Source organism: Actimicrobium sp. CCI2.3 (genome assembly GCF_035019065.1).
Classification (GTDB): domain Bacteria; phylum Pseudomonadota; class Gammaproteobacteria; order Burkholderiales; family Burkholderiaceae_D; genus Actimicrobium.
Genome location: NZ_JASJWR010000003.1, coordinates 121712 through 146117 on the forward strand (window position 1 = coordinate 121712; position 24406 = coordinate 146117).

The 24406-nt window shown below is 60.6% G+C and carries 24 protein-coding genes; 15 read left to right on the forward strand and 9 right to left on the reverse strand.

Translation table 11 applies throughout. From position 1 onward, the window contains the following. Positions 1 to 72: 72 nt before the first annotated feature. From QN370_RS02945 to QN370_RS02980, 8 genes are all read left to right on the forward strand, one after another. The gene (locus tag QN370_RS02945) at positions 73 to 1887 is read left to right on the forward strand and encodes an acyl-CoA dehydrogenase (protein WP_322125644.1); all 1815 of its coding nucleotides are present in this window, start codon (positions 73 to 75) and stop codon (positions 1885 to 1887) included. An 11-nt stretch (positions 1888 to 1898) separates the two neighbouring features. Then, positions 1899 to 2225 carry a Dabb family protein gene (locus QN370_RS02950; RefSeq protein ID WP_322125645.1) on the forward strand — a complete coding sequence of 109 codons (327 nt, stop codon included), beginning with the start codon at positions 1899 to 1901 and terminating at the stop codon, positions 2223 to 2225. A 43-nt stretch (positions 2226 to 2268) separates the two neighbouring features. After that, the gene (locus QN370_RS02955; protein WP_322125646.1) at positions 2269 to 3048 is read left to right on the forward strand and encodes an SDR family oxidoreductase; all 780 of its coding nucleotides are present in this window, start codon (positions 2269 to 2271) and stop codon (positions 3046 to 3048) included. Then, positions 3048 to 3491, forward strand: coding sequence for a PaaI family thioesterase (locus QN370_RS02960; RefSeq protein ID WP_322125647.1), 444 nt, complete (start codon positions 3048 to 3050; stop codon positions 3489 to 3491). The genes QN370_RS02955 and QN370_RS02960 overlap by 1 nt, the downstream gene beginning before the upstream one ends. Before the next feature lie 14 nt (positions 3492 to 3505). Next, positions 3506 to 4522 carry an NADP-dependent oxidoreductase gene (locus QN370_RS02965; RefSeq protein ID WP_322125648.1) on the forward strand — a complete coding sequence of 339 codons (1017 nt, stop codon included), beginning with the start codon at positions 3506 to 3508 and terminating at the stop codon, positions 4520 to 4522. 37 nt (positions 4523 to 4559) lie between these two features. Further along, positions 4560 to 5468, forward strand: a complete 909-nt coding sequence (locus tag QN370_RS02970) for an SDR family oxidoreductase (protein WP_322125649.1) — start codon at positions 4560 to 4562, stop codon at positions 5466 to 5468. Positions 5469 to 5470: 2 nt separating this feature from the next. Next, positions 5471 to 6370, forward strand: coding sequence for an alpha/beta hydrolase (locus QN370_RS02975; protein ID WP_322125650.1), 900 nt, complete (start codon positions 5471 to 5473; stop codon positions 6368 to 6370). Positions 6371 to 6460: 90 nt separating this feature from the next. Continuing rightward, entirely contained in the window at positions 6461 to 7711 is a 1251-nt protein-coding gene (locus QN370_RS02980; RefSeq protein WP_322125651.1) for an HD-GYP domain-containing protein, read from the forward strand. Positions 7712 to 7715: 4 nt separating this feature from the next. Here QN370_RS02980 and QN370_RS02985 read toward each other — a convergent pair whose 3' ends face one another. The 8 genes from QN370_RS02985 to QN370_RS03020 all read right to left on the reverse strand — a co-directional run bounded on the left by QN370_RS02985 (position 7716) and on the right by QN370_RS03020 (position 17287). Beyond that, positions 7716 to 8129: a hypothetical protein gene (locus QN370_RS02985; RefSeq protein ID WP_322125652.1), complete on the reverse strand. Its 414-nt coding sequence runs from the start codon at positions 8127 to 8129 to the stop codon at positions 7716 to 7718. Positions 8130 to 8212: 83 nt separating this feature from the next. After that, complete coding sequence (locus tag QN370_RS02990) at positions 8213 to 8953, reverse strand: hypothetical protein (RefSeq protein WP_322125653.1); 741 nt, start codon at positions 8951 to 8953, stop codon at positions 8213 to 8215. A 194-nt stretch (positions 8954 to 9147) separates the two neighbouring features. Next, positions 9148 to 12867: an AAA family ATPase gene (locus QN370_RS02995; RefSeq protein WP_322125654.1), complete on the reverse strand. Its 3720-nt coding sequence runs from the start codon at positions 12865 to 12867 to the stop codon at positions 9148 to 9150. Continuing rightward, positions 12864 to 14108 (reverse strand): exonuclease SbcCD subunit D C-terminal domain-containing protein, encoded by a 1245-nt coding sequence (locus QN370_RS03000; RefSeq protein ID WP_322125860.1) that lies wholly within the window; start codon positions 14106 to 14108, stop codon positions 12864 to 12866. The genes QN370_RS02995 and QN370_RS03000 overlap by 4 nt, the downstream gene beginning before the upstream one ends. Positions 14109 to 14220: 112 nt before the next feature. Beyond that, the gene (locus QN370_RS03005) at positions 14221 to 15075 is read right to left on the reverse strand and encodes a hypothetical protein (protein ID WP_322125655.1); all 855 of its coding nucleotides are present in this window, start codon (positions 15073 to 15075) and stop codon (positions 14221 to 14223) included. 170 nt (positions 15076 to 15245) lie between these two features. Further along, positions 15246 to 15971: an NRDE family protein gene (locus QN370_RS03010; protein WP_322125656.1), complete on the reverse strand. Its 726-nt coding sequence runs from the start codon at positions 15969 to 15971 to the stop codon at positions 15246 to 15248. After that, entirely contained in the window at positions 15962 to 16249 is a 288-nt protein-coding gene (locus QN370_RS03015) for a DUF4936 family protein (protein WP_322125657.1), read from the reverse strand. The genes QN370_RS03010 and QN370_RS03015 overlap by 10 nt, the downstream gene beginning before the upstream one ends. A gap of 21 nt (positions 16250 to 16270) precedes the next feature. Then, on the reverse strand, positions 16271 to 17287 hold the full coding sequence (locus QN370_RS03020; protein ID WP_322125658.1) for a folate-binding protein: 1017 nt from the start codon (positions 17285 to 17287) through the stop codon (positions 16271 to 16273). Between the two features lie 99 nt (positions 17288 to 17386). On the opposite strand from QN370_RS03020, the gene mltG reads away from it, so the two are divergent. From mltG to QN370_RS03055, 7 genes are all read left to right on the forward strand, one after another. Next, complete coding sequence (gene mltG, locus QN370_RS03025) at positions 17387 to 18376, forward strand: endolytic transglycosylase MltG (RefSeq protein ID WP_322125659.1); 990 nt, start codon at positions 17387 to 17389, stop codon at positions 18374 to 18376. A 10-nt stretch (positions 18377 to 18386) separates the two neighbouring features. Continuing rightward, positions 18387 to 19004 carry a dTMP kinase gene (tmk, locus tag QN370_RS03030; protein ID WP_322125660.1) on the forward strand — a complete coding sequence of 206 codons (618 nt, stop codon included), beginning with the start codon at positions 18387 to 18389 and terminating at the stop codon, positions 19002 to 19004. A gap of 54 nt (positions 19005 to 19058) precedes the next feature. Further along, a complete protein-coding gene (locus QN370_RS03035) occupies positions 19059 to 20099 on the forward strand; it encodes a DNA polymerase III subunit delta' (RefSeq protein ID WP_322125661.1) in 1041 nt (346 codons plus the stop codon). 12 nt (positions 20100 to 20111) lie between these two features. Beyond that, complete coding sequence (locus QN370_RS03040) at positions 20112 to 20483, forward strand: PilZ domain-containing protein (protein WP_322125662.1); 372 nt, start codon at positions 20112 to 20114, stop codon at positions 20481 to 20483. A 69-nt stretch (positions 20484 to 20552) separates the two neighbouring features. Then, complete coding sequence (locus QN370_RS03045; RefSeq protein ID WP_322125663.1) at positions 20553 to 21053, forward strand: N-acetyltransferase family protein; 501 nt, start codon at positions 20553 to 20555, stop codon at positions 21051 to 21053. 29 nt (positions 21054 to 21082) lie between these two features. After that, positions 21083 to 21862 (forward strand): TatD family hydrolase, encoded by a 780-nt coding sequence (locus QN370_RS03050; RefSeq protein WP_322125664.1) that lies wholly within the window; start codon positions 21083 to 21085, stop codon positions 21860 to 21862. Further along, positions 21859 to 22515 (forward strand): ankyrin repeat domain-containing protein, encoded by a 657-nt coding sequence (locus QN370_RS03055; RefSeq protein ID WP_322125665.1) that lies wholly within the window; start codon positions 21859 to 21861, stop codon positions 22513 to 22515. Before QN370_RS03050 ends, QN370_RS03055 begins: the two co-directional genes overlap by 4 nt. A 46-nt stretch (positions 22516 to 22561) precedes the next feature. Here the strand turns inward: QN370_RS03055 and QN370_RS03060 are convergent, their stop codons facing one another. Continuing rightward, complete coding sequence (locus QN370_RS03060; protein WP_322125666.1) at positions 22562 to 24175, reverse strand: NAD(P)/FAD-dependent oxidoreductase; 1614 nt, start codon at positions 24173 to 24175, stop codon at positions 22562 to 22564. Positions 24176 to 24406 lie beyond the last annotated feature (231 nt).

The following is a 24406-nucleotide window of genomic DNA, read 5'->3' on the forward strand; positions in this document are numbered from 1 at the left end:
GCGGTCTTGTAAAACCCTGTTCAATTGCAGGCGATTCGATCGCGTGCAATTGATTCCTTGCCGGAGCCTCAGATGCAATCCAAGATTTTGTCCCGTCGCGATCTCGATTTTTTGCTCTACGAATGGCTGCATGTCGAGACACTGACCGAGCGTGAACGTTTCGCTGACCACTCGGCCGATACCTTCAACGCGGCCATCGACACCTGCGAACGCATCGCTGTCGATCTGTTCGCGCCCCACAATAAAAAGAGTGACCAGAACGAACCGCATTTCGATGGCACCGCCGTGCACATGATTGGTGATGTCAAGGTCGCGCTCGATGCCTTTAGCGCAGCCGGCCTGATGGCCGCTGGTCAGGATTTCGACAACGGCGGCATGCAGCTGCCGTGCGTGGTCGAGAAAGCCGGCTTCGCGTATTTCAAGGGGGCCAATGTCGGCACCTCGTCGTATCCGTTTCTCACCATCGGCAATGCCAACACGCTGATGAAATGCGGCACGCCCGAGCAGATCGACACCTTCGTCAAGCCGATGCTGACCGGCCGGTTTTTTGGCACGATGTGCCTGTCCGAACCGCAGGCCGGTTCCAGCCTGTCGGACATCGTCACCCGCGCTGAACCGCAAGCCGACGGCAGCTATCGCCTGACCGGTAACAAGATGTGGATCTCGGCCGGCGAACACGAACTGGCAGAAAACATCGTCCATCTCGTGCTGGCGAAAGTGCCCGGTCCGGATGGCAAACTGATCCCCGGCGTAAAAGGCATTTCACTGTTCATCGTGCCAAAGATACTGGTCAATGCCGATGGCACTTTGGGCGAGCGCAACGATGTCGTGCTGGCCGGTCTGAATCACAAGATGGGGTATCGCGGCACCACCAATTGCCTGCTCAATTTTGGCGAAGGCAAGTTCACGCCGCAGGGCAAGGCGGGCGCGATTGGCTATCTGGTCGGGACCGTCCACAAGGGCCTGGCCAACATGTTCCACATGATGAACGAGGCGCGCATCGGCGTTGGTCTCGGTGCGGTCATGCTGGGCTATACCGGTTATCTGCACGCGCTCGACTACGCCCGCAATCGTCCGCAAGGTCGCGCGCCGCAAGCCAAGGACCCGGCCATGCCGCAGTTGCCGATCATCGAACACACCGATGTGCGGCGCATGTTGCTGGCGCAAAAATCGTATGTGGAAGGCGGCCTGGCGCTGGCGCTGTACTGCTCGAAACTGGTCGATGACGAGCGCACTGCCGCGCCGGATGAGCGCACTCGTGCAACGCTGCTGCTCGATATCCTGACGCCGATCGCCAAGTCCTGGCCGTCGCAATGGTGCCTCGAAGCGAACAACCTGGCCATTCAGGTTCATGGCGGGTACGGCTACACCCGCGAGTACAACGTCGAACAGTTTTATCGCGACAACCGGCTCAATCCGATTCATGAAGGCACCCACGGGATTCAGGGACTGGACCTGCTCGGGCGCAAAGTGGCGATGCAGGACGGCGCGGCCTTGCACGCACTGTGTGCCGAAATCAAACAGACGGTCGAGCGTGCGACCGCCGAGCCAGCACTGGCTGTTCAGGCTGGCGCACTGCAAGCCGCATGGCAGCGCATCGTCACCGTTACCGCGACGCTGCATGCCGCCGGCGACCTGAACCGGACGCTGGCTAATGCCTCGCTGTACCTCGAAGCATTTGGTCACGCCGTGGTCGCCTGGATCTGGCTGGAACAGGCATTGCTGGCTGTTGATAAAGAGCAGTCGCACGACGCCGATTTCTACCGGGGTAAACTGCAGGCCTGCCTGTACTTTTACCAATGGGAGCTGCCAAAGATCAATGCGCAACTCGATCTGCTGGCCAGCCTCGACACGACCACGCTCGACATGCAGGATGCGTGGTTCTAGGAAAGAAAAAAATGATCAAGCACATCGTCATGTGGACCCTCAAGGACGAAGCCGAAGGCGCCGACAAGGCCACCAATTTGCTGAAAATGCAGGCGCTGCTGGAAAGCTGCAAGGAACTGGTGCCCGGCATTCTCAAGTTCGAGGTCTCGCTGGCCCAGCCGGGTCTCGAATGCACGTGCGACATCTTGCTGTATTCCGAATTCGACAGCGTCCATTCGCTCGATGATTACCAGTCCCATCCGCTGCATGTCGCGACCAAGCCGTTCATCGGTGCGGTGCGCGCCACGCGGCACTGCATGGATGTGCTGGTGGAAGTCGCCGTGACTTCCTCCCTCTGACCTCAGATTTTATTAGCCATCACCATAACAATACGGAGACCGCATGCGCACACCCCAGCAACTGTTCAACCTCGACGGCAAAACCGCACTGGTCACCGGCGGTTCGCGCGGCCTCGGCCTGCAAATTGCCGAAGCCCTTGGCGAGCAGGGCGCGACCATCGTCCTGTCGGCGCGCAAGCAGACCGAACTCGATGACGCCGTCGCCCATCTGAAAAGCCTGGGCATCAACGCCTCTGCCATTGCTGCCGATCTGTCGCAGGAAGCGGCTGTCGAGGCGCTGGTTACCGAGACGCTGAACCGCCTTGGCCATATTGATATCCTGGTCAACAACGCCGGTGCGACCTGGGGTGCGCCAGCCGAAGACCATCCGGTCGAGGCCTGGGACAAGGTCATGAACCTCAATATCCGCAGCATCTTTTTGCTCTCGCAAGCCGTCGGCAAGCGCTCGATGATTCCGCGTCGCTATGGCCGCATCATCAACGTCGCCTCGATCGCCGGTTTGTCCGGCAATCCACCCGGCATGCAGACCATTGCCTACAACACGTCCAAAGGAGCGGTGGTCAACTTCACCCGCACGCTGGCGGGCGAATGGGGCGGGCATGGCATTACCGTCAATGCGCTGGCACCGGGATTTTTTCCGTCGAAAATGACCAAGGGTTTGCTGGCCACGCTGGGCAAGGAAGAAATGGCCAGCCACGCGCCGCTCAACCGGCTCGGTGACGACGAAGACCTCAAGGGTGCGGCGGTCCTGTTTGCCTCCGACGCCGGCAAGCACATCACCGGCCAGATTCTGGCGGTCGATGGTGGCGTGTCGGCGATCTGATGGACTGGACGGTTGCCAGGCCGTTTCCGAACGAGATCCCGTTTTTGAACGAAATGGGGGTCGAGTTTCTCGGTGCGATGGACGGCGAAGCCCGCGTCGCGCTGACCCTCGGCACCCGTCACATGAATAGCTGGCAAGTCGGTCATGGCGGCGTCACGATGACCTTGCTCGATGTCGTCATGGCGCTGGCCGGTCGCTCGCTGGACCCGGCTGCCAGCGGTGCCGTCACCGTCGACATGCACACCAGTTTTTTGCAACCGGCTGGCCATCCGGGTAGCCGCATCATTGCCATCGGCCGGGCCAGCCATTGCGCCACCACACTCGTCTTTTGCGAAGGTGAACTCCGCAACGGTGACCTGCTGGTAGCCCGCGCGATGGGTACTTTCAAATTCCTCAAGCAGCGCGCCGCCGGCCGCAAGCTTGATCACACATTCATTCCCTGAACAAGGAGTCCAGCATGACCACTACCACGACTACCACAACTACCACCCGTCAGATCGTCCTCGCATCCCGTCCTGCCGGCAATGTGACTGCTGACAATTTCCGGCTTGAAGAAGTCGCTGTGCCGGTCATCACCGATGGCCAGGTGCTGATCCGCAATCACTATCTGTCGCTCGACCCGTACATGCGCGGTCGCATGGAAGACAGCAAGAGTTACGCCGAACCGCAGGCTCTGGGCACCGTCATGATAGGTGGCACCGTCGGCGAAATCGTCGAGAGCAAGAACCCGAAATTCGCGGTTGGCGACAAGGTCGTGGGCGGCTCCGGCTGGGCCGAAATGACGGTCTCCGATGGCCAGGCATTGCGCAAGGTCGATACCACCCATATCCCGCTGTCGGCGTATCTCGGTTCGGTCGGCATGCCCGGCATGACCGCCTGGCTTGGCCTGACCCAGATCATGCAACCGAAGGCGGGCGAAACCATCGTCGTCTCGGCGGCCAGCGGTGCGGTCGGCAGCGTGGTCGGTCAGCTCGCCAAACTGCGCGGCTGCCGCGCCGTCGGCATTGCCGGTGGTCCCGAAAAATGTGCGTACGTGGTCAAGGAACTCGGCTTCGATGCCTGCGTCGACTACAAGTCGCCGAGCTTTGCCGCCGATCTGGCCGCCGCGACGCCGGACGGCATCGATGCGATTTTTGAAAACGTCGGCGGCGTGGTCTTCGATACCGCTCTGGCGCGCATGAATGCGTTCGGCCGGATTGCAGTCTGCGGCCTGATCGCGGGCTACAACGGCGAACCGATGGTGCTCAATAATGTGCGCATGATCCTGACGATGCGCCTGACGATACGCGGCTTCATCGTCTCCGAGCACATCGACCTGTGGCCTGAAGGCTTGAAAGAACTCGGCATGCTGGTCGCCACCGGCAAGCTGAAATTCCGCGAATCGATTGCAGAAGGATTGGCGGCCGCACCGGAAGCGTTCATGGGTCTGCTCAAGGGCAAGAACTTCGGCAAGCAGCTGGTCAAGCTGATCTGATTTTTTTTCCTTTCACTCAAAAAATCACGGAGACAGCATGAAAAATTTTACCAATCGTGTAGCCGTCATCACCGGTGGTGCCAGCGGCTTCGGCCGCGAATTTGCGCTGATCGGCGCACGTCTGGGCATGAAGCTGGTGCTCGCTGATGTGCAGCAGGATGCACTCGATCGCGTCAAGGCCGAACTCGAAGCGCTCGGTGCCGAGGTGCTGGCAGTGCGCTGCGACGTGCGTCACGCCAACGAAATCCAGGCGCTGGCCGATGCGACGATGGCGCGTTTTGGCGCCGTCCATCTGCTGTTCAATAACGCCGGTGTCGGCTCGGGCGGGCTGGTCTGGGAAAACACCCAGGCCGACTGGGAGTGGGTCCTTGGTGTAAACCTGTGGGGCGTGATCCACGGCGTGCGCATCTTCACGCCATTGATGCTCGCTTGCGCCAAGAGCGATCCAGACTACGAAGGCCACATCGTCAATACCGCGTCGATGGCTGGTTTGCTCAATGCGCCGACGATGGGGGTCTATAACGTTTCCAAGCATGCGGTGGTGTCGCTGACCGAATCGCTGTATCAGGACTTGCGGTTAGTCGATGCGCCAATCAGCGCGTCGGTGCTGTGCCCGTATTTCGTGCCGACCGGGATTTCGCAATCGCATCGCAACCGGCCTGATGATGTCGCCATGAGTGCGCGTCCTACAGTGAGCCAACTGGCGGCGCAGGCGATGTCGGACAAGGCGGTCAATTCCGGCAAGGTCACGGCGGCTGAGGTTGCCGAGATGACGTTCGCGGCGATTGGCAGCGATCAGTTCTATGTGTATTCGCATCCGCAAGCGCTTGGTCATGTGCAAAAACGGATGGAAGACATCATCACCCAGACCAATCCGGGTGACCCGTATGCCGGTGCCGAGCATGTGCGTGACATGCTGCAGGCGAAACTGAAAGCAGGAGCGTAATCATGGCGGCCGCGATCCGCGACAACCAGTTTGCTGCGCTCGACAATGGCACGCGCCTGCATTACGCCAGCGCCGGCCAGCCGGGCCAGCCGCTGATCCTGTTCGTGCATGGCTTCCCGGAATTCTGGGGTGAGTGGGAAGCGCAATTGCACGAGTTTGGCAGCACGCATTTTGCGGTCGCGCCGGATTTACGCGGCTTCAATTTATCGGACATGCCACCCGATCTGTCGTCGTACAAGGCGCGCCATATCGTCGATGACCTGCGGCTGCTGATCGGTCACCTCGGGTATGAGCAATGCATTCTGGTCGCGCATGACTGGGGTGGGGCGATTGCCTGGAACCTGGCGATCGCCTTGCCGCAGTTGCTGCACAAGCTGATCATTATCAATTCGCCGCATCCGTACCTGTTCATGCAGGCGTTGGCAACCGATGCGCATCAGAAAGCGTCCAGCGATTACATGAACTGGCTGCGTGCCGAGGGGTCCGAGGCAGCGCTGGAGAAAAACGACTTCGCGTTGCTGGACGGTTTTTTCAATGGCATGGGTCAGCCACCGGCGTTGTGGTTTACCGACGCAGTCAGGGAGCGCTATCACGCCTGCTGGCGGCACGGCTTGCGCGGCGGCGTCAACTATTACCGCGCTTCGCCATTGCATCCACCGACGCCGGATCATCCGGGACCGTTGAAACTGACGCTGGACCCGGCGGCCTTTCGTGTGTCGGTGTCCACTCGCGTGATCTGGGGCGAGACCGATTTTGCCTTGCCCAAAACACTGCTGGACGGGCTTGATCAGTTCATCGCAGATTTGCAGATCGAACGCGTGGCCGATGCCTCGCACTGGATCGTCCACGAGCAACCGGTGCTGGTCAACCGGTTGCTGCGGCAGTTTGTCGCTGAGAGGTAAGTCATCGAGGGGACTATAATTTCCGCTTGATCGCTGGTACTTGGTACTATTGCTCACCCCCTTTATTCGATGATGAGTCAGTGTGAGAGCATGTTAAAAAAACTTCCCGTTGGCGCACTTGTGCCAGGCATGTATATCCACGAACTGTGTGCGTCCTGGCTCGAAACACCTTTTTTCAAAAAATCGTTTTTGCTGGAAGATGCGATGATGCTGGCAAAAATCAGCAAGAGCAGCATCGAAGAAGCCTGGATCGACACCGACAAGGGCGACGATGTGCCCTCGCCACATGCCTGTGCTGTGGACGAGGAAAGTCTGGTTGCGGTGGTTCCCCCGCTGGTCATTGACACCCCGGCCGCGCCAATGGCTTACCGTCATGTCACACGCGTTTCGATGGCCGAAGAGGTCGGGCGCGCGACGAGCATTGTCAACAAGTCGCGCGAAGCCGTCTTGTCGATGTTCACCGAAGCGCGCATGGGCAAGGCGATCGATGCCCAGAACGCGATGTCGCTGGTCGAGGAAATTGCCGCCTCGATCATGCGCAATCCCGGTGCCCTGATCGGCCTGGCCCGCCTCAAGACGGCCGATGATTACACCTACATGCATTCGGTCGCGGTCTGTGCGCTGATGATTGCTCTTGCCAGCCAGCTCAAGCTGGATGACGCGACCACGCGCGAACTCGGGCTGGCCGGGCTATTGCACGACATCGGCAAGATGGCCGTGCCATCGACGATTCTGAACAAACCCGGCAAGCTCACCGATGACGAGTTTGTTTCAGTCAAACAGCATCCTGCCGCGGGGTACGCGATGCTGCTGGAGGCGACTGGTATCGGCCCGATTGCCCTTGATGTCTGCCTGCATCACCACGAAAAAATGAACGGCAGCGGTTATCCGCACCGGCTCAAAGGCGATCAGATCAGCCTTCATGCGCGCATGGGTGCGGTGTGCGATGTCTATGATGCGATTACATCGAACCGGCCCTACAAGCAAGGCTGGTGTCCGTCCGAATCGCTGAGCAAGATGGCTGAATGGAGTGATGGCCATTTCGACCCGGTCGTGTTTCAGGCGTTCGTACGCAGCATCGGCATTTATCCGGTTGGCACGCTGGTGCGGATGGCGTCGGGACAGCTGGGTGTGGTCGTTGAGCAGCAGGATGGCAAGTTGCTGTTGCCGAAGGTGCGCGTGTTTTATAGCGTCAAGACGATGAGTCACATCACGCCAGTTTTGCTGGACCTGGCTGCAGCCAATAGCAGCGACAAAATTGTTGCGCGGGAAGAGGCCAGCAAGTGGGGCCTCACTGATATCAATCGCTACTGGCTGGGCGACGACGCGAGCAACACCTGACCTGTCACAGCATCGGCATGCGCAACAAGGCCACGATCGGGTCGCGGGTTTCGCTCTGATAGGTCGATGCGTCGGTCATGTCCCACTCGTCATTCTTGCGATTCAACATTCCGGAAATAATGATGTCGCGCGCAAACTTGCGACGATCCGCTGCAGCCGACGTTGACGAACGGGACGCTGTGGCGAGTGCACGCACATCCGTCACGCCGGTTTGGCGTCCTAATGTTTGCAGCGGTTCGGTCTGGCCGAGCGCGGCGATCAGGTCATTGACCGCCTGGTCGAGCAAGGCGTGCGCCTGCTTCTGGATGGCACGCAAGACAGGAATCCTGGCCGGATCGGCGACCAGGGCAGCGAAGGCGACCGGGTCGAACGGGGCTTCGGCCGTGTCGGGTTGGTCAGGGTTATCGGCGTTGTCCATGGGAGCAGTCTCGTGAAGGGAATCGATAGTCGGGTGCGCCTGTGCGGATCATGTCGTTGGTGGCTGGATGGGATTGCTGCCTGTCACGCAGGGTGAGGTCCGAGGCTCTGGCTGAACGGAACGGTGCCATGATGTCCGGCCGCGGCCGTTCCGGTATGGCCGGCCTGATTTTCTTGCGCGGCGGTCTCGGTATGACAGGTATGGCAGGTCTGATTTTCTGCCTCCGTGTCGTCGGTATCGCTGGCCTCATCCGGTTTTTTCCCTATTAATTGGTGCATTTGGTAAACCGCAGCGGCACCTACCAGCATAGGGAGCAAAGGCGATCCCATGACCATGCCAATGCAACTGACCGCCAGGCCAATTGCGCCAATCGGATTGGCTGCCAGAGCGAAACCGGCGACGCCTGCAGCGGCATACAGCCCCCCTTTTCCTATTGCCTCCCATGGGGCGTTGTTGAAAGCGTTTTTGATGGCACCTGCCATTTTTTTCAGTTTGCCCTGTGCCGTTGGCGCGGTGCTGTTCGCGGTGGATGGATGTGCGCCGCTGGTTGCTGCCTGAAGCTTGAGTTCGAGCTCGGCTATTTTTTTATGCGCTTCACTGAGTTGTTCGGACACCGTTTCGTGCACGGCTGGCGACATGCTGCGTATTTCTTCAGTTATTTTTGGGTTGCTTGGCGCAAAGTTGTCCGGCGCCTTTTTTGTTGTTTGCCCAGGCGATGACGCGTTCTCCGGTTTATTGGTAACCGGGCGCAAATCAATACGGTCAGTGGCAGCGCCGCGAGAGAGGGGAGTGGTTCTTGGAAGCGTGGTTGAAATAGGGTTCATCAAAGAATCCTCGAGGCTGGTGATCCGATCAGAAATAGCGCGTCCTAGTTGAGTCGCCACACTTCACCGCAAAGTTCCATCCGCTCGCAGGGTGCAATGCCCTCCGATTATTGCAACCTACCTGTTTGGTCGTGGCGGTGCGCATGATGTTTTGGGGCGTGGCCAACCTTTAAAAAAAACCGGCTGTTGTGTCATCACCCCACCGCGATGCGACTGCTTCCTCCGGCCATGCGTTCTACCAGGACCTTGGTCGCAATCCGCTCGGTCATTTCCTGCACATGCGAAATCACGCCAACCTTGCGGCCCATTGCCTGCAAACCATCGAGCGCGTCCATGGCTACCCGCAGAGTTTCGGCATCGAGACTGCCGAAGCCTTCGTCGATGAATAGCGATTCGACCCGGACCCGGTTCGATGACAGCGAGGCCAGTCCCAGCGCCAGTGCCAGCGAGACGAGAAACGATTCACCGCCCGACAGCGAGTGGACTGAGCGGAGTTCATCGCCCATGTCCTGGTCGATCACGATCAACCCCAGCGAGTCGGGCAGGCGTTGCAGACGGTAGCGCTTTGCCAGTGATTGCAGATGGCGATTGGCGTAACCGAGCAAGACATCGAGCGTGGTTTGCTGCGCGACGTTGCGTAACTTTTTGCCGTCTGCCGAGCCGATCAGGTCGTTCAATTGGGCCCAGACGCGACAGGTGGCTTCTTGTGCGGCCAGCGCGTCGAGCAAGCCGGTGGCGGCGAGGCGTCGTGCTTGGTCCTGGCGCAGCGAGAGGTGCAGTTCGGTGGCGCTGGCGTGGGCGAGCTGGCGCTCGGCGGTCAGTGTTTGCTGGAGTAGTTGCAAGGCGTCCTGTGATTCTTCGGCGTCGGCAAGCGGGCGCTGTTGCCGGTGGAGGGCGCGCTGTTCATGGCGATCGCGCAGCATGGCGGCGGCTTGCTGGACCGCGCTGTCGAGCGTGTGCAGCGCAGTTCGCAGGGCGGCAATCTGCTCGGTTGACTGCAATAATCGTGCTCGCAATTGAATTGCGTCCAATGCAATCGTGTCATCGAGATGCGCCAGCCAGGCATCGAGGCGTAGCGTGGCGGCGTGCGCTTCCTGCTCGTGCGTGCCCAGTCGTGTAGTGGCTTGCGCCAGCGCTTCGGTGTGACGCGCCAGCGTTTGCCGCACGGTGCTGCTGGCGTCCGACGCGTGCAGCAGTGCGGCGCGAGCCGTGGTGATCGCACTGGCAAGACGGGTTTCGATTGCGCGCACCGGCTGGCCGTCGAACAGCATGCGGCGCTCGGTTTTCAGTGCGTCGATCGTTTCGGTACCGGATCGGTAGACGCTGTGACAGCGTTGCTGCTCGGCCTCGGCCGTGGTTGCGCTGGCCGACAGGGTGGCCAGTTCGGTGGTCAGCGCGGCGCACTGCGCGGTCAGTTGATCGCTGGCGCTGCGGCGCTCTTGCCACAAGCGCACGGCGTTGGCGCAGCCAACATGAAAATCTTCCGGTGCCGCTTGCCATGCGGTACGCCAGTTGGCTTGCAAGGCAAAAACCGCGTCGAGCTGATCGAGCGCGTGGTCGAGTCGCTGTCGTGCCTGCGACAATTGCGTGCTGGCGACGTGCTGCCCGGCATGCAGCGCGTCGAGTCGGGTGCTGGCTGCGTTGGCCGCATCCTTGCAGGTAGCGTGGGCAGCGACGGCTTGCTCGAACGCGGCTTGCGCCACATGACGCAGGTGGTCAAGACGTTGCAGTTCGGCGTCGTGCACACCGATTGCCGCCAGCTCGGTATCGAGTGCGCTCTGTTCGTTATCGAACCAAGTCGATGCCGCCGACGTTCTCAGTGCAAGTGCGACCGGATGGGCGGCCCAGTCGCGTTGCAGCTGGTCGAGCAGTTGTCGCAGTTGCTGCAGCTCCGGCGCGATGGACAAAAGATGCTGGCGCTGTGCGCCGGCTTGCGCGCTCAGGGTCGCCTGCGCGTGCCGGGCCTGCTGGTGCTGTTGGCGGCACACGGCGACATCGGCGTGCAGTTTTTCCAGCAGCGCATGCAGCGGCGCATTGGCCTGCACATACGGATGATCGGTCGCGCCGCAGACCGGGCAGGGCGCGTCATCGGTCAATGCCGCACGCAGACTTTCGACACTGGCAGTGCAGGCAGCCTCGGCATGTTTGAGCGCTCGTTCAGCTTGCTCCATTGCTGCAGCCAGCGCCGTGCTGCGCGTGTCGGCTTGGGCGGCGCCGGCTTCGGCGTCGATGGCGGTTTGCAGGCTGGTGCGGCATTGGTTCTCGAGTACTTGTGCGCGGGCCTGCTGTTCGCTCAGCGTGCGCCAGAGTTGCTCGCCGCTGCGCCAGCGCTCGCGGCGCAGCGCGAGCTGGTCCTTGCGGGTCTGCCATGCCGCAAGGTCGATCGCGCCATGCTGTTGCACGGCCAGTTGACGCGCTTGTGTGGTGTCGGCCAGTTGCTGCGCTGCCTGCGCGAGGGCGCTGGCGGTGCGCGCTTGCACGGTGGTTTGCTGCGCCTGATCCGCCGCCAGCGTGGCCAGCAGTTGCCCGTTGCGCTGCACTTCGGCATCGCTGTGCGTGGCCTGGCCGAGCAGCAAATCGGCGCGCGACCAGTCTTGCGCCAGTGCCTGCCACTGTGCGTTCTGGTCCAGCCACAATGCGTGTTCCTGCTGCGCTTGGCGGGCGGCGTCGATCTGGCCTTGCCGGCTCTGGACTAGCAGACGCGCCTGCCCGGCGTTGCGGGTCGCCTCGCTGTGAGCCTGTTGTGCGCGCTCTTGCGCAGGCAGTAGCGCATCGATGCGGGCATCGAGCGACTTGGCCTGATCGAGTATCGGCGCGGCGACTTGCTGCGCCTGCTCGGCGGTTACGAGCGCCGCTTGTGCTTGCGTCAGCAACTCGTCAGACCGCACCTGCTCAAGCGTGGCGTTGTCCACTGATGCACGGCTGGTCGTGATCGCCAGTCGGTCCTGTTCGACAGCGCTTGCCAGCCGGTCGATGTCGTTGACCAGACTGCGTGCCGGCTGGATGGTATCGAGCAATTGCAGTTCGGCGCGACGCGGTGCCGCCGCGTGCTGCGCGTCGATATCCTGCTGCCACTGCGCCTGTGCGCGCTCTTCGGCCAGGCGCAATTTGTCGTCGTCCTGATACCAGCGCAGGCGCGTGGTCGCAGCGGCGAGTTGCACGTCGAGTGCAGTCAGCGCCGCATCGGCGACGGCACTATCCGCATCGAGCTTGCTGCGTGCTTCGTCGTCCAGCGGGCGCTGGTCGTCCAGCCTGTCCGTGACGCGCTGCATGGCGGCTTGCTCGTCGCGATTGCGGCCAAATGCGCGCTGCGACAGCGTGCTGTAAATCGCACTGCCGGTCAGCGTTTCGAGCAGTTCGCCGCGCTCGTTGTCGTCGGCTTTCAGGAAGGCCGAGAATTCGTTTTGCGCCAGCAGCACGGCGCGCGTGAACTGCTCGAACGACAGGCCGATCCGCACGACGATCTCGCTCAGGACTTCCTTGTTGGTGCCGCCCAGTAGTTGCAGATCGGGCAGGCGCTGCAGGGTCATCGTGGTTTTCTGCAGGCTGCCGCTGGTCTTGCCACGCGCGCGCCGCACGCTCCAGCGGGCGCGGTAGTGCTGCGCATCATTGCCGATGAAATCGACTTCGGCATGGCCTTCGGCGCAGCCGCGCCGCAGCAGGTTGCGGGGATCCTGCTGCGTGACATTGGCGTCGCCGACATCGGGCAGGTTGCGGTTGCCCGCCTTGATCAGGCGCGGCGTGTCTTCATACAGCGCCATGCACAGCGCATCGAGCAATGTGCTCTTGCCGGCACCGGTCGGTCCCGAGATCGCAAACAGGCCGGCTGATTTCAGTGGCTCCTGTTCAAAATCGACGGCAAAGTCGCCCGCCAGCGAAGCCAGATTGCGACCGCGAATCGCGAGGATTTTCATGCGCCGTCTCCGGTTGCAGCGAGCAGCAGTTCGGCAAACGCGGCTTGCAAGGGTGCCGGTGTGTCGGTGTCATATTTGCTGCGGTACAGACGATTGAAAATGTCTTCGGGTTGCAGGCGATCGAGTTCATCGACCGACATCGCGGGCGCGCCGGCAGTGGTGGAGGCCGCCATGCTGGTGTCGATGCGGGCCAGACGCACCGGCTTGCCGTCGAGCACGGCTTCGATGGTCGCCCGCAAACCCGGTTCGGGTGCATCGAGACGCACACGCACTTCCAGATACGGCATCTGTTGCAGGTCATCGGTGGCGGGCAGATCGAGCGCGGCCAGCGCGATGAGCACCTCGGCGAGCGGTGCCGGTTGCTTCGGAATACGCAGCAGTTCGACGGCACGCGGAATAGGTAACGTGGTGATGGCGGCGACGCGTTCGCCATCGAGGTCGACCCGCAATACCTGATGCGGATAGCCGATCTCGGCAAATGACATCGGCAGCGGACTGCCGCAATAGCGCAGGTGATCCTGTTTGGCGACCCGCTGCGCCAGATGCAAATGGCCCAGCGCGGCATAGGCAATGGCCGCATCGAAGATGCCGGCCGACAGTGCTTCGGTGCCGCCGATGACGATGCGGCGCTCGGAATCTTCCGAGACATCGCCACCGATCATGTGGCAGTGGCCTAGCGCGATGATGGCCTGACCGGGCTGGCGCAAAGTCAGTGCATGGTCGAGTACTTGCCGGTACAACAGCGCGATGCCGGCCATGTACGGATCGCTCTCGCCATCGCCCTCAACGCGCGGTACGTCGCCGGGTCGCAGGAATGGAATCGCGAGGCACCATGCTGCAATGTCGCCGGCACGGTTTTTCAGCGGCACCACGAGGCGGGCGACATCGATGCTGCCATCGGCATGACGCGGCACAAAGCCGATGACGCTGGCGTCGAGGCTGGCCAGCAGTGGCGCAGGCGCTTCGAGCCGGCCCGGCGAATCATGGTTGCCCGCGATGAGGACGATGTTCAGATGCGGGATGCGCTGTTTGGCTTGCTGCAGGAAACGATACAACTGTTTTTGCGAGGCGGCCGACGGATTGGCATTGTCGAATACATCGCCGCAGATCAGCAAGCCCTCGGCCTGTTCGGTCTCCAGCGTATCGATCAGCCAGTCGAGGAAGTGCTGGTGTTCGGCACCGCGTTCAAAGTGATGCAGGGTCTGGCCCAGATGCCAGTCCGAGGTGTGGATGAAGCGCAAGGTGAAGCCCTCTCGTCGCAATCGGAACAACGGCTGCGCCGGGGTGGCTCAGCCGCCGGAGAGTATAGCGGTGGTTGGTTGGCGGTGGCCAGCAGAAGGGGTGGGTTCGTCATCAGGATGGATAATGCTGTGCCATTGCTATCGGTTTGTCAGGTTGATTAACGGGCCTGGCGTGCGGTGGCTGTGTGGGAACGGCGGGAAGCGGTGGCGGGAGTGGAGTCGTCGGCACATGCGGAAGTGGCGACGGTTGCTCTTGTACTTCGATATCCTCCTCCTCCTCGTCCAGTTTGGAATCCAGCTTTTCTTCCTCGCGCTGTTTGCGCAAGTCAGCCTGAAATTCCCTGACAGGCTTCGCCATTTCTGCAGCGACGGCAAGTCCGAATAAAGCCCCGAACAGGAGTATCGGCGGGAAGGCTGACATCAGGGTGATGGCACTGACGGCCACCAAGCCGAACACCATCGCCCCGGCGATCGTGCCGGCCCGTCCTGAAAAGGCATTGCTTATTGCCTCGGACATGGTGGTCTTTTTGCCGGGTGTCGGTTTGACATTGACTGGCGCAGGGGCGCTTTGCTGTTCAGGCGGGCCAGGATTATGTTCCTCTTGTGTGGGAGGGGACATCGTCACGTGATCGGCGGCATCAGGCACATCAGACACATCGGGCACATCAGGCGCTTGTACTTGAACTTTATTGTTCAGTTTGCTGACAGCCTCGGTACTTTTCTTTTTGATTTCAGCTTGTAATGTGGCAAAGAGTGCCTCGATTTTCGCTTGCAGATTCGCGTTGAGCTTATCGACTTTTTGGGCCGTCTTATTTGAATCGGGAATGGCGGCTATGGGATCGTTGCTCTCTGATCGCAGAGGCGATAGGGGTGAAGGAAGCTCCGATGATTCCGGCGCTGCGCCTGGCATTGCCGTCCAACCGAGGGCTGGATTGGGTGCGCCAGTGTTAATGCCTGAGTTCCTCATTTGTCTGATGCTCCATGCAATGCCCCTCTCCCGGGACGCGGCTGACGAAAGTGTCTTCGTTGAGTAACCGCCGCCCGCACCGCAGTTCCGTGACGCGCAAAAAAATCCGGCCGCGTCGCACTGGGCGAGACGGCCGGATTGTTTCAGAGAACGCTTGGTTGGTTAGCGCCTCAGCAAATAACCCGCTCGCTCAGCGAGGCCCTATCGGTGGTATCGAGTCGGGCAATGGTCGACGAGCGGGTGCCATAGTCCGGGGTCTCGATGCATACCGCGGACAACGCACGTTCCAGTTCGAGCGGTAGTCCGGTGTGCGGCAAGCGGCAGTCGGACGCCTGGCGGGTGTCTGTCAGCATTTCAAAAAACGCTTCATCGGTCGCGCCCTGGCACAGCAGACTGGCAAACTCGGCCTTGGTGCGGACTACTTTCGGCCACGGTGTATCGAGGCGGGCATTCGACAGACCATAGATTCCCGGCGTAATCGGTTGCCCGTTGCGCACATCGTCGGCCGCCCGGTTTGAATACCAGATCAGTTCATGCTGGTCACCTACCAGCAGGTTAAAGCCGTTGTAGTCGTCACTGGCCTGCGCCAGTTGCGCGACGTAGGCTTGCGCAGTCATGGTTCCGGTCAGAAAATCAGCCGCCAGTTCGCCACGAGATCTGGCACCATCGCGGTCATCACCCGGAGCGCGGACATTGGTCAGGGCGGCGAAGCGCCCGGTCTGGGTAATGCCCATCCAGGTGCCGCCGCCTTGCAGGTCGCGCCCGGCAAAAACCAGCGGGCTGTCGCTCCACCATCCGGCGGCTGCTGCGGGACGGTTGTGATATTCGTCGCGGTTGCCGGTTGCGATCAGTGGCATGCCGGGAACCACATGCCAGGCAAAAGTAATCAGGCACATACCGTCACCTCCACGAATTGCTCGACGTGACGATGTCCCTGGGCCATCGCGGTGACGCCTTCTTCGGCCGCGGCGCGTTCGATGACATCCTCGAAACCCGTCGGGACGGCAAGGTAAATTTCCATCCAGGTTTGCAGACCGTTTTTTTCTTCCGGTCGGCGGCGCAACTGGGAACGAATATCGTAGCCAGCGTTGAGTCGCTGCTGCAAGCTGTCGACCCGCTGTCGGGCCAGTGCCGCATCATCGGTGCGGATTGAGTAATAGACGTAGATATCCATGGCAATGCGTGTCTCCATTGATCAAACGGTGTCAGGCAGTGCGTAAGGCAGGGCAGTGAAGTGCAGAGCAGGGCCTTGCGCGCCCAGATGGACGGTGTCGGTGTCCAGAGTGGCGGTCTTGATTTCAACCAGGCAGTGAAACAGGCCGGCCTGGTCGCGTGCGGCATTGACGATCATGCCGCATGGTTGTTCGAGGTCGCCTGCGGCAAATACTTCCATGCCGGCGGCGACTTCCGGTGCATTGACCGAGGCTGGCAGCATGCGGCGCTTGAGCTTGCCCAGATACTGGCTGCGCGCGACGATTTCCTGGCCGGGGTAGCAGCCTTTGCGGAAATTGACACCGCCGAGGGCTTCCAGATTGACCATTTGCGGGACAAATCTTTCCTGGGTGGCCAGCGTGATGTGCGGTACAGCGGCGAGGATTTCGGTCAAGCGCCAGTGTTCGATACCGGCTTGATGCAGGGTTGTTTTCAATTGCGGCCACGCGGCGATGGCTGTCTCCGGTGTCGTGATCCATTGATAGCGCGCCATCGCGCCAGCCTCAGCCAGACGGATCAGCGTGCCAGCGGCGGTCTCGACCTTCGCGTAGGGCGCGGCCGGCAGTAGCGGAAACCAGCTTGCCAGTGCGGGTCCAACAGCGTTACCGCCAAGTCCGATGACGGCGTGCGCTTCGGTGACGTCGGTGCTTTTTGCCTTGGCGCGCAGGACGAACATTTGCAGGCGCTTCTGGATGGCAGGCTGGATGTCGCGTGCCAGTTCAAGAATGATCGCGCTGGCGCTGCGCCACATCAGGAAGGACGCCAGCAGGCGGCCTTTCGGTGTGCAGTAACCGGCCAGGCGGGCCTCGTCCGTACCGAGGTGCTCGACATCATTGGTCAGTTGGTTATGCAGAAAATTGGCGGCATCATCGCCTTCGAAGGCGATCAGGCCGAGGTCGGTCAATGCAGAAAAGAAGCTGTCGGACGCCGTGTCGGGCCGAGCCGCGGGCGCGTCGGACAGCGGGTTTTCCTGCTCGATGAATTGGTGCCAGGTGGTCATGGATTCCCTTATAAAGTCCGTAAGGTTCTGGGTTATGCGCTTATCATTCAGGGTTGATTATAGATGCGGGGATGACATCGTGTCGGAACCCGGAAACTGATGCGATTTCTGAAGACACTATTTTGGCTGTTCATCGTGGCGATATTGGGTGCGGCGGGGGGCTTTGCTTACTGGGCAGCGCAACCTGTTTTGGCACCGGGACAACTTGCGATGGATTTCGCCATCGAACCCGGCAGCAGCCTGCGCAGCGTCGCGGATCAAATTGCGGCCCGGCAAATTCCGTTGCAACCTTTGCTGTTTGAAGCACTGGTGCGGTTGACCGGCAAGGAGGGCCAGATCAAGGCTGGTCACTATGCAATCAAGCCCGGAACGACGCCGCAGCGATTGATCGGGCAACTGGTGCGTGGCGAATTTGCGCAGGAGTCGCTGGTCGTCATCGAGGGCTGGACATTCCGCCAGATGCGTCAGGCCGTGGCCGATAATCCCGCTCTGAAACACGATACGCTAGCGCTGACTGACAAGGAATTACTCGCCAAAGTCACGACCGAGTTCAACGTACCGGAAGGGCTTTTTTTTCCTGATACCTACTTGTACGCCAAAGGCGCGAGTGACCTGCAGGTCTACCGGCAGGCGCATGCCGAACTGCTGAAACGGCTAGAGCAGGCCTGGGCGCAACGCGACCTGACGCTGCCGTACAAGACACCTTACGAGGCGCTAACGATGGCCTCGATCATCGAAAAAGAAACCGGGCAGAAAGCCGAGCGCGGGCTCATTGCCGGCGTGTTCGTCAATCGCCTGAAGAAGGGCATGCTGCTGCAAACCGATCCGACCGTCATCTATGGCATGGGCGACAAATTCAAGGGCAATATTCGCAAGCGTGATCTGCTGACAGACACCCCGTTCAACACGTATTTGCGGGTGGGTTTGCCGCCGTCGCCGATCGCCTTGCCGGGTAATGACGCATTGCGTGCGGCGCTTCGGCCGGAGCGCACCGATGCGCTGTACTTTGTGGCGCGGGGCGATGGCACCAGTGTTTTTTCCAGTAACCTGCCCGACCACAATCGCGCAGTCAACCGCTATCAGCGTTAGAAATTATCCGATGTCCTCTCCCATCAAACCCAGATTCATTACCTTTGAAGGCATCGACGGTGCCGGCAAGTCCAGTCATATCAGCTTCGTGGTCGACTTGCTGGTGGCGCGCGGGATTCGCGTGACGAGTACACGCGAGCCCGGCGGCACAGCACTTGGCGAGCAATTGCGCACGGTGCTGCTGCACCAGAAGATGCACCTCGAAACCGAAGCGCTGCTGATGTTTGCCAGTCGTCGCGAGCATCTTGCGCAAGTCATCGAACCGGCACTGGCACGCGGCGACTGGGTGATTTCGGATCGGTTCACCGATGCGACCTTTGCTTATCAGGGCGGCGGGCGGCATTTGTCGCGGGCCAAGCTGGAGCAGCTCGAACAGTGGGTCCATCCGCATGTGCAACCGGACCTGACCTTGCTGTTCGATGTACCGCTCGATGTGGCGCGCCGACGACTCGATGCGACCCGTTCGCTGGACAAGTTCGAGCAGGAGCAAGAGGATTTTTTTGCCGGTGTGCGCGGCGAATATTTACGCCGCGCCGCGCAGTTTCCGGCGCGGTTCCGGATCATCGATTCGACGCAATCGATGGACGCGGTGCGCCAGGACTTGGCGGCAATCGTTGCCCATTTGTGAAACTGAACAGGAAAGTGTTTGCTTGATGATGTGCTCCACGCGACAAGACAACCCATGGCGATGACGATCTACCCGTGGCAACAGGATGCCTGGCAGCAGTTGCACGCACTGCGCGGTCGGCTGCCGCACGCCATTCTCTTGCATGGAAACAGAGGCGTCGGCAAGACTGATTTCGCCGAAGCGTACGCGGCATCGCTGTTGTGCGAGAGTCCGCTGGCCGATGGTCGTGCATGCGGGTCGTGCCTGTCGTGCGGCTGGTTCGGGCACTATGCCCATCCCGATTACCGGCGCGTACGGCCGGAAATACTGGACGGTGGCGATGTCGCCGATGACAGCGAAGATGTCGATGCCGGTGATGAAAAGAAAACCGCCAAGTCCAGCAAAACGCCGTCGAAGGAAATCCGCATCGAACAGATCCGCGCGCTGGCCGATTTCATGAATATCTCGACCCATCGCAGCGGCAAACGCGTGGTGCTGCTGTATCCGGCCGAAGCCTTGAACACGATCTCGGCCAATGCGCTGCTCAAAACGCTGGAAGAGCCGCCGCCGGATACGGTCTTCCTGATGGTCTCGAACAGCCTGGACCGGTTGCTGCCAACTATCCTGTCGCGCTGTCGCCAGTTTGCGTTGCCGACGCCATCGACGGCGGTGGCGCTGGCCTGGCTAGCGCAACAGCAGGTCAGGGATGGCGACATGTGGCTGGCCGAACAGGGCGGTGCACCGCTGGCGGCGCGTGAACTGGCGCAGGCGGGTTCGCATGATCATCAGGATGAATTGCTGGGAATGCTGGCACGGCCATCGGTCGAGGCGGCGCTGAAAGTGGCCGAGAAATTGCAGAAAACACCCGTGGTGGAACTCGTCGTGTGCTTGCAACGCTGGTTGCACGATATGTTTTCAGTCAAGCTCAGCGGTAAAGTCCGCTATTATCCACGCAGGCGCGATGAACTTATTGCACTGGGGGCCAGGGTGGCGCTGCCGGACTTGTTAAAAGCCATCGACCTGACCCGCGAGCGTCGTGCGATTGCACAGCACCCGTTGGCAGCCAGATTGTTCATCGAGGATATGTTGCTCGACTATTCGCATCTCTTTTCTTAGGACGCTTTGTTCATGGCAGAACTTCCCGCAGCAGCGACAGGTGTCGGTAGGCCATCGGTCCTGTCATTGGCGATCAAGGAAAAATCCGCGCTGTATGCGGCGTATATGCCGTTCCTGACGAATGCCGGGATCTTCGTGCCAACCAACAAAACCTACCGACTCGGTGATGAAATCTACCTGATCCTCAGCCTGATGGATGACCCGAGCAAATACCCGATTGCCGGCAAGGTTGCCTGGATCACGCCAGCCGGTGCCAACAACAACAAGGCGCAGGGCATCGGCGTGCATTTGCCGGCTGACGATAGCGGCGTGCGCGTCCGCCAGCGCATCGAAGAATTACTTGGCGCGGCACTCGGTTCGTCGCGCGCTACACACACGCTGTAACCCGCACGCTGTAACCCACACGCTGTAAATCCAGTTCGCTGTCCACCAGTCTTTAGGAACCATCTGCCGATGTCACTGACTCACCGTCTTGCCATGATTGCCGACCTGCCTGTCATCGTCGCCATTTACAACAGTACTGTCGCCTCGCGTGAAGTCACCGCCGACACCGACCCGATCACGGTTGAATCGCGCCTGGCGTGGTTTGCCGAGCACGATCCGCAGCGACGTCCGCTGTGGGTGGTCGAGGACAGTCGCGGTCATGTGATTGGCTGGCTGTCGTATTCCAATTTTTATGGCCGTCCAGCCTATTCCGGCACGGCCGAACTGTCGATTTACATCGATGAAGCAGCGCGTGGCAAAGGCCTGGGACGCTACCTGCTGACCGAAGCGATTGCGTTCGCACCACGCATCGCGGTGCACACCTTGCTGGGATTTATCTTTGGCCACAACGTGGCGAGCCTGGCCTTGTTCGATCGCTTCGGTTTTGCGCGCTGGGCAGAGATGCCCGGCGTGGCAACGCTCGACGGGATTGAGCGCGACTTGATCATCGTCGGCAAGCGGGTCGGCTGAGGTCGGAACGAGACGGGTACAATCGCGCCATGTATATCGACTCCCACTGCCATATCAACTTCCCCGAACTGGCCGCCCGCCTGCCGGAAATTTTCGACAAGATGGCCGAGAACAAGGTCACGCATGCGTTATGCGTCTCGGTTGATCTGCCCGACTTTCCGCAGGTGCTTGATCTGGCCGATCGCTATGACCATATTTACGCCTCGGTTGGTGTGCATCCCGATTATGTCGACACGCCCGAGCCGAGCGTCGAGCAACTCGTGGCGCTATCCAACCATCCGAAGATCGTCGCCATCGGCGAAACCGGGCTGGATTATTTTCGACTGACCGGTGATCTGGAGTGGCAGCGTGAACGCTTCCGGGTGCATATCCGCGCATCGCGGGCGACTGGCAAACCACTCATCATCCACACCCGCGCGTCCTCCGAGGACACCATCCGCATCATGCAAGAAGAGGGTGCCGGGACCAATGCCGGCGGAGCGGGCGGCGTCATGCACTGCTTTACCGAATCGCTGGCCGTGGCCGAGGCGGCCATTGCGATGGGCTTCTATATTTCATTTTCCGGCATCGTGACGTTCAAGAGCGCCCGGGAATTGCAGGCCGTCGCGCTAGCCGTGCCGCTGGAAAACATGCTGATCGAAACCGATTCGCCGTATCTGGCACCGGTGCCGCATCGCGGCAAGATGAACGAGCCGGGTCTGGTGCGCCATGTCGCCGAATTTATCGCCAGCTTGAAAGGCGTACCGGTCGAGCAAGTAGCGCGACAGACTACCGAGAATTTTTTCAAGCTGTTTGGAATGGCGCGATGAAACAGTGGCATCGACGGGAGTGGCTTGGCTTGCTGCTGGTAGCAGTGATCTTGCCGGTATCGGCAGGTTCCTACGAGGAGTTTTTTTTCGCAGTTCGGAATAACAATGGCAGCAAGGTCAGCGACTTGCTGCAGCGCGGTTTCGATCCCAACTCGGTTGACCCGGAGCGGGGCGAGACGGGACTGATGATCGCCTTGCGCAGTGACAGCACGCGGGTCGTCGAGGTATTGCTGAAGGCACCCAACGTCGATCTGGAGATGCGTGCACGCAATGGCGATACCGCGTTGATGACGGCAGCTTACAAGGCCGATATTGCCGCCGTACAAGCGCTGCTGGACCACAAGGCCGAAGTCAATCGACCCGGCTGGACGGCGCTGCATTATGCGGCTGCGGTGGGTGCCAATGACATCGTGCAATTGCTGCTGGACCGCTATGCGTATATCGATGCCGAGTCACCGAACAAGACCACGCCGATCATGATGGCGGCGCGCAGCGGCCATATTCTCACCGTCAAGTTGTTGCTCGACGAAGGTGCCGATGTGACGCTCAAGAATGATGCCGGCATGACCGCCATCGACCTTGCCAGAAAATTCGAGCATGCCGATATCGCCGAGGGGCTCGACTGGCGCATCAAGCGCGCTGCGAAACGCTAAGGCAGGTACGCTACTCGATTGTGGCCGACCTGCTAATTTCGTCGCGTTATTGTGGCTGGCGAGCCATGATACTTAACGCTACCGCTTCGGCGACCTTGATGCCATCGACCGCCGCGGACAGGATGCCGCCGGCGTAACCTGCACCCTCTCCGGCAGGAAACAGGCCGACCGTATTGATGCTCTGGCAGTCATGCTCGTTGCGCTTGATACGGATCGGTGACGAGGTCCGCGTCTCGACGCCGGTCAGCACCGCATCCTGCATCGCGAAGCCGTGGATCTGCTTGTCGAATTCGGGCAAGGCTTCGCGGATCGCGTCGATCGCATAACGCGGCAGCGCGGTATTGAGATCGCCCAATTGCACACCTGGCGTATAGGACGGCGTCACGGCACCCAGCGCTACCGATGGGCGATCGGCAATGAAGTCACCGACCAGCTGGCCGGGAGCACTGTAATTGCGGCCGCCCAGTTCGTAGGCTTGCGATTCCCAATGCCGCTGGAATTCTAGTCCGGCCAATGGTCCGCCCGGATAATCGGCGGGCGTGATGCCGACCACGATCCCGCTGTTGGCGTTGCGCTCGTTGCGCGAATACTGGCTCATGCCGTTGGTGACGACGCGTCCCGGTTCGGAGGCAGCGGCCACTACGGTGCCGCCGGGGCACATGCAGAAGCTGTAGACCGAGCGGCCGTTGCTGGCGTGATGGACCAGCTTGTAATCGGCTGCGCCGAGTACCGGGTGTCCGGCATTGGGCCCAAGCCGGCTGCGGTCGATTACCGATTGTGGATGCTCGATGCGAAAGCCGACCGAAAAGGCTTTGGCTTCGATGTAGACGCCGCATCGATCCAGCATTTCAAAGGTGTCACGCGCGCTGTGACCGATGGCCAGCACGATGTGGTCGCTGAGCAGCGTGGTGCCATCGGACAGGGTCAGGCCCTGTATCTGTCCATTCTCGATGAGCAAGTCATCGACCCGGCTCTGGAATCGGAATTCACCACCCAGACCCTCGATGGTGGCGCGCATTTCCTCGACCATCTTGACCAGCCGGAAGGTGCCGATGTGGGGCTTGCTGACGAAGACGATTTCCGGTGGCGCACCGGCCTTGACGAATTCCATCAGCACCTTGCGCCCGAAATGTTTTGAATCCTTGATCTGGCTGTACAGCTTGCCATCCGAAAAAGTCCCGGCGCCGCCTTCGCCGAACTGCACGTTCGATTCCGGATGCAGCTCGCGTTTGCGCCACAGGCCGAAGGTATCCTTGGTCCGCTCGCGCACTGACTTGCCGCGTTCGAGGATGATCGGCTTGAAGCCCATTTGCGCGAGGATCAACCCGGCAAACAAACCGCAGGGGCCAGTGCCGATGACCAGCGGGCGCGTGCGCAGGTGGGCGGGTGCGGTAGCGACAAAATGGTAGCTGGTGTCGGGTGCGGGCATCACGAGCCGGTTGCCGCCGACGCGTTGCAGCACGGCCGGTTCATCGGTGACTTCCACATCCAGCGAATAAATCATCAGGATGGCGTTTTTCTTGCGGGCGTCATAACTGCGTTTGAAGACGCTGATACGGACCAACTCCTCAGCCGTGATGCCCAGTCGCGCCAGCACCGCATCTTGCAGGGCGGTCTCGGGATGGTCGAGCGGAAGTTGGATTTCGTTCAGTCGCAGCATGGGGCAGGGTCTTCGTAGGTGTTCGCCAAAGCGGGGCCGTATTTTACCGCAGGACATGCGGTCTCGCGGCAGGACAGCGCGTGTCGTCTCCACGCATTGGCATTGAAAGACCAAACCTCCGCCAATCGGGCAAGCGGCATTGTCCGAGGCAAGGCAAAAAATCCCTTGTCAAAAAATAAGACGACCGTTCTTTTCAGGGTATAGTGCAAGGCGAAAAAGACGGACAGTTAG

Coding starts and splice junctions, on each gene's coding strand:
- QN370_RS02945 (WP_322125644.1), top strand. CDS start 73: ATGCAATCCAAGATTTTGTCCCGTCGCGATCTCGATTTTTTGCTCTAC.
- QN370_RS02950 (WP_322125645.1), top strand. CDS start 1,899: ATGATCAAGCACATCGTCATGTGGACCCTCAAGGACGAAGCCGAAGGC.
- QN370_RS02955 (WP_322125646.1), top strand. CDS start 2,269: ATGCGCACACCCCAGCAACTGTTCAACCTCGACGGCAAAACCGCACTG.
- QN370_RS02960 (WP_322125647.1), top strand. CDS start 3,048: ATGGACTGGACGGTTGCCAGGCCGTTTCCGAACGAGATCCCGTTTTTG.
- QN370_RS02965 (WP_322125648.1), top strand. CDS start 3,506: ATGACCACTACCACGACTACCACAACTACCACCCGTCAGATCGTCCTC.
- QN370_RS02970 (WP_322125649.1), top strand. CDS start 4,560: ATGAAAAATTTTACCAATCGTGTAGCCGTCATCACCGGTGGTGCCAGC.
- QN370_RS02975 (WP_322125650.1), top strand. CDS start 5,471: ATGGCGGCCGCGATCCGCGACAACCAGTTTGCTGCGCTCGACAATGGC.
- QN370_RS02980 (WP_322125651.1), top strand. CDS start 6,461: ATGTTAAAAAAACTTCCCGTTGGCGCACTTGTGCCAGGCATGTATATC.
- QN370_RS02985 (WP_322125652.1), bottom strand. CDS start 8,129: ATGGACAACGCCGATAACCCTGACCAACCCGACACGGCCGAAGCCCCG.
- QN370_RS02990 (WP_322125653.1), bottom strand. CDS start 8,953: ATGAACCCTATTTCAACCACGCTTCCAAGAACCACTCCCCTCTCTCGC.
- QN370_RS02995 (WP_322125654.1), bottom strand. CDS start 12,867: ATGAAAATCCTCGCGATTCGCGGTCGCAATCTGGCTTCGCTGGCGGGC.
- QN370_RS03005 (WP_322125655.1), bottom strand. CDS start 15,075: ATGAGGAACTCAGGCATTAACACTGGCGCACCCAATCCAGCCCTCGGT.
- QN370_RS03010 (WP_322125656.1), bottom strand. CDS start 15,971: ATGTGCCTGATTACTTTTGCCTGGCATGTGGTTCCCGGCATGCCACTG.
- QN370_RS03015 (WP_322125657.1), bottom strand. CDS start 16,249: ATGGATATCTACGTCTATTACTCAATCCGCACCGATGATGCGGCACTG.
- QN370_RS03020 (WP_322125658.1), bottom strand. CDS start 17,287: ATGACCACCTGGCACCAATTCATCGAGCAGGAAAACCCGCTGTCCGAC.
- mltG (WP_322125659.1), top strand. CDS start 17,387: ATGCGATTTCTGAAGACACTATTTTGGCTGTTCATCGTGGCGATATTG.
- tmk (WP_322125660.1), top strand. CDS start 18,387: ATGTCCTCTCCCATCAAACCCAGATTCATTACCTTTGAAGGCATCGAC.
- QN370_RS03035 (WP_322125661.1), top strand. CDS start 19,059: ATGGCGATGACGATCTACCCGTGGCAACAGGATGCCTGGCAGCAGTTG.
- QN370_RS03040 (WP_322125662.1), top strand. CDS start 20,112: ATGGCAGAACTTCCCGCAGCAGCGACAGGTGTCGGTAGGCCATCGGTC.
- QN370_RS03045 (WP_322125663.1), top strand. CDS start 20,553: ATGTCACTGACTCACCGTCTTGCCATGATTGCCGACCTGCCTGTCATC.
- QN370_RS03050 (WP_322125664.1), top strand. CDS start 21,083: ATGTATATCGACTCCCACTGCCATATCAACTTCCCCGAACTGGCCGCC.
- QN370_RS03055 (WP_322125665.1), top strand. CDS start 21,859: ATGAAACAGTGGCATCGACGGGAGTGGCTTGGCTTGCTGCTGGTAGCA.
- QN370_RS03060 (WP_322125666.1), bottom strand. CDS start 24,175: ATGCTGCGACTGAACGAAATCCAACTTCCGCTCGACCATCCCGAGACC.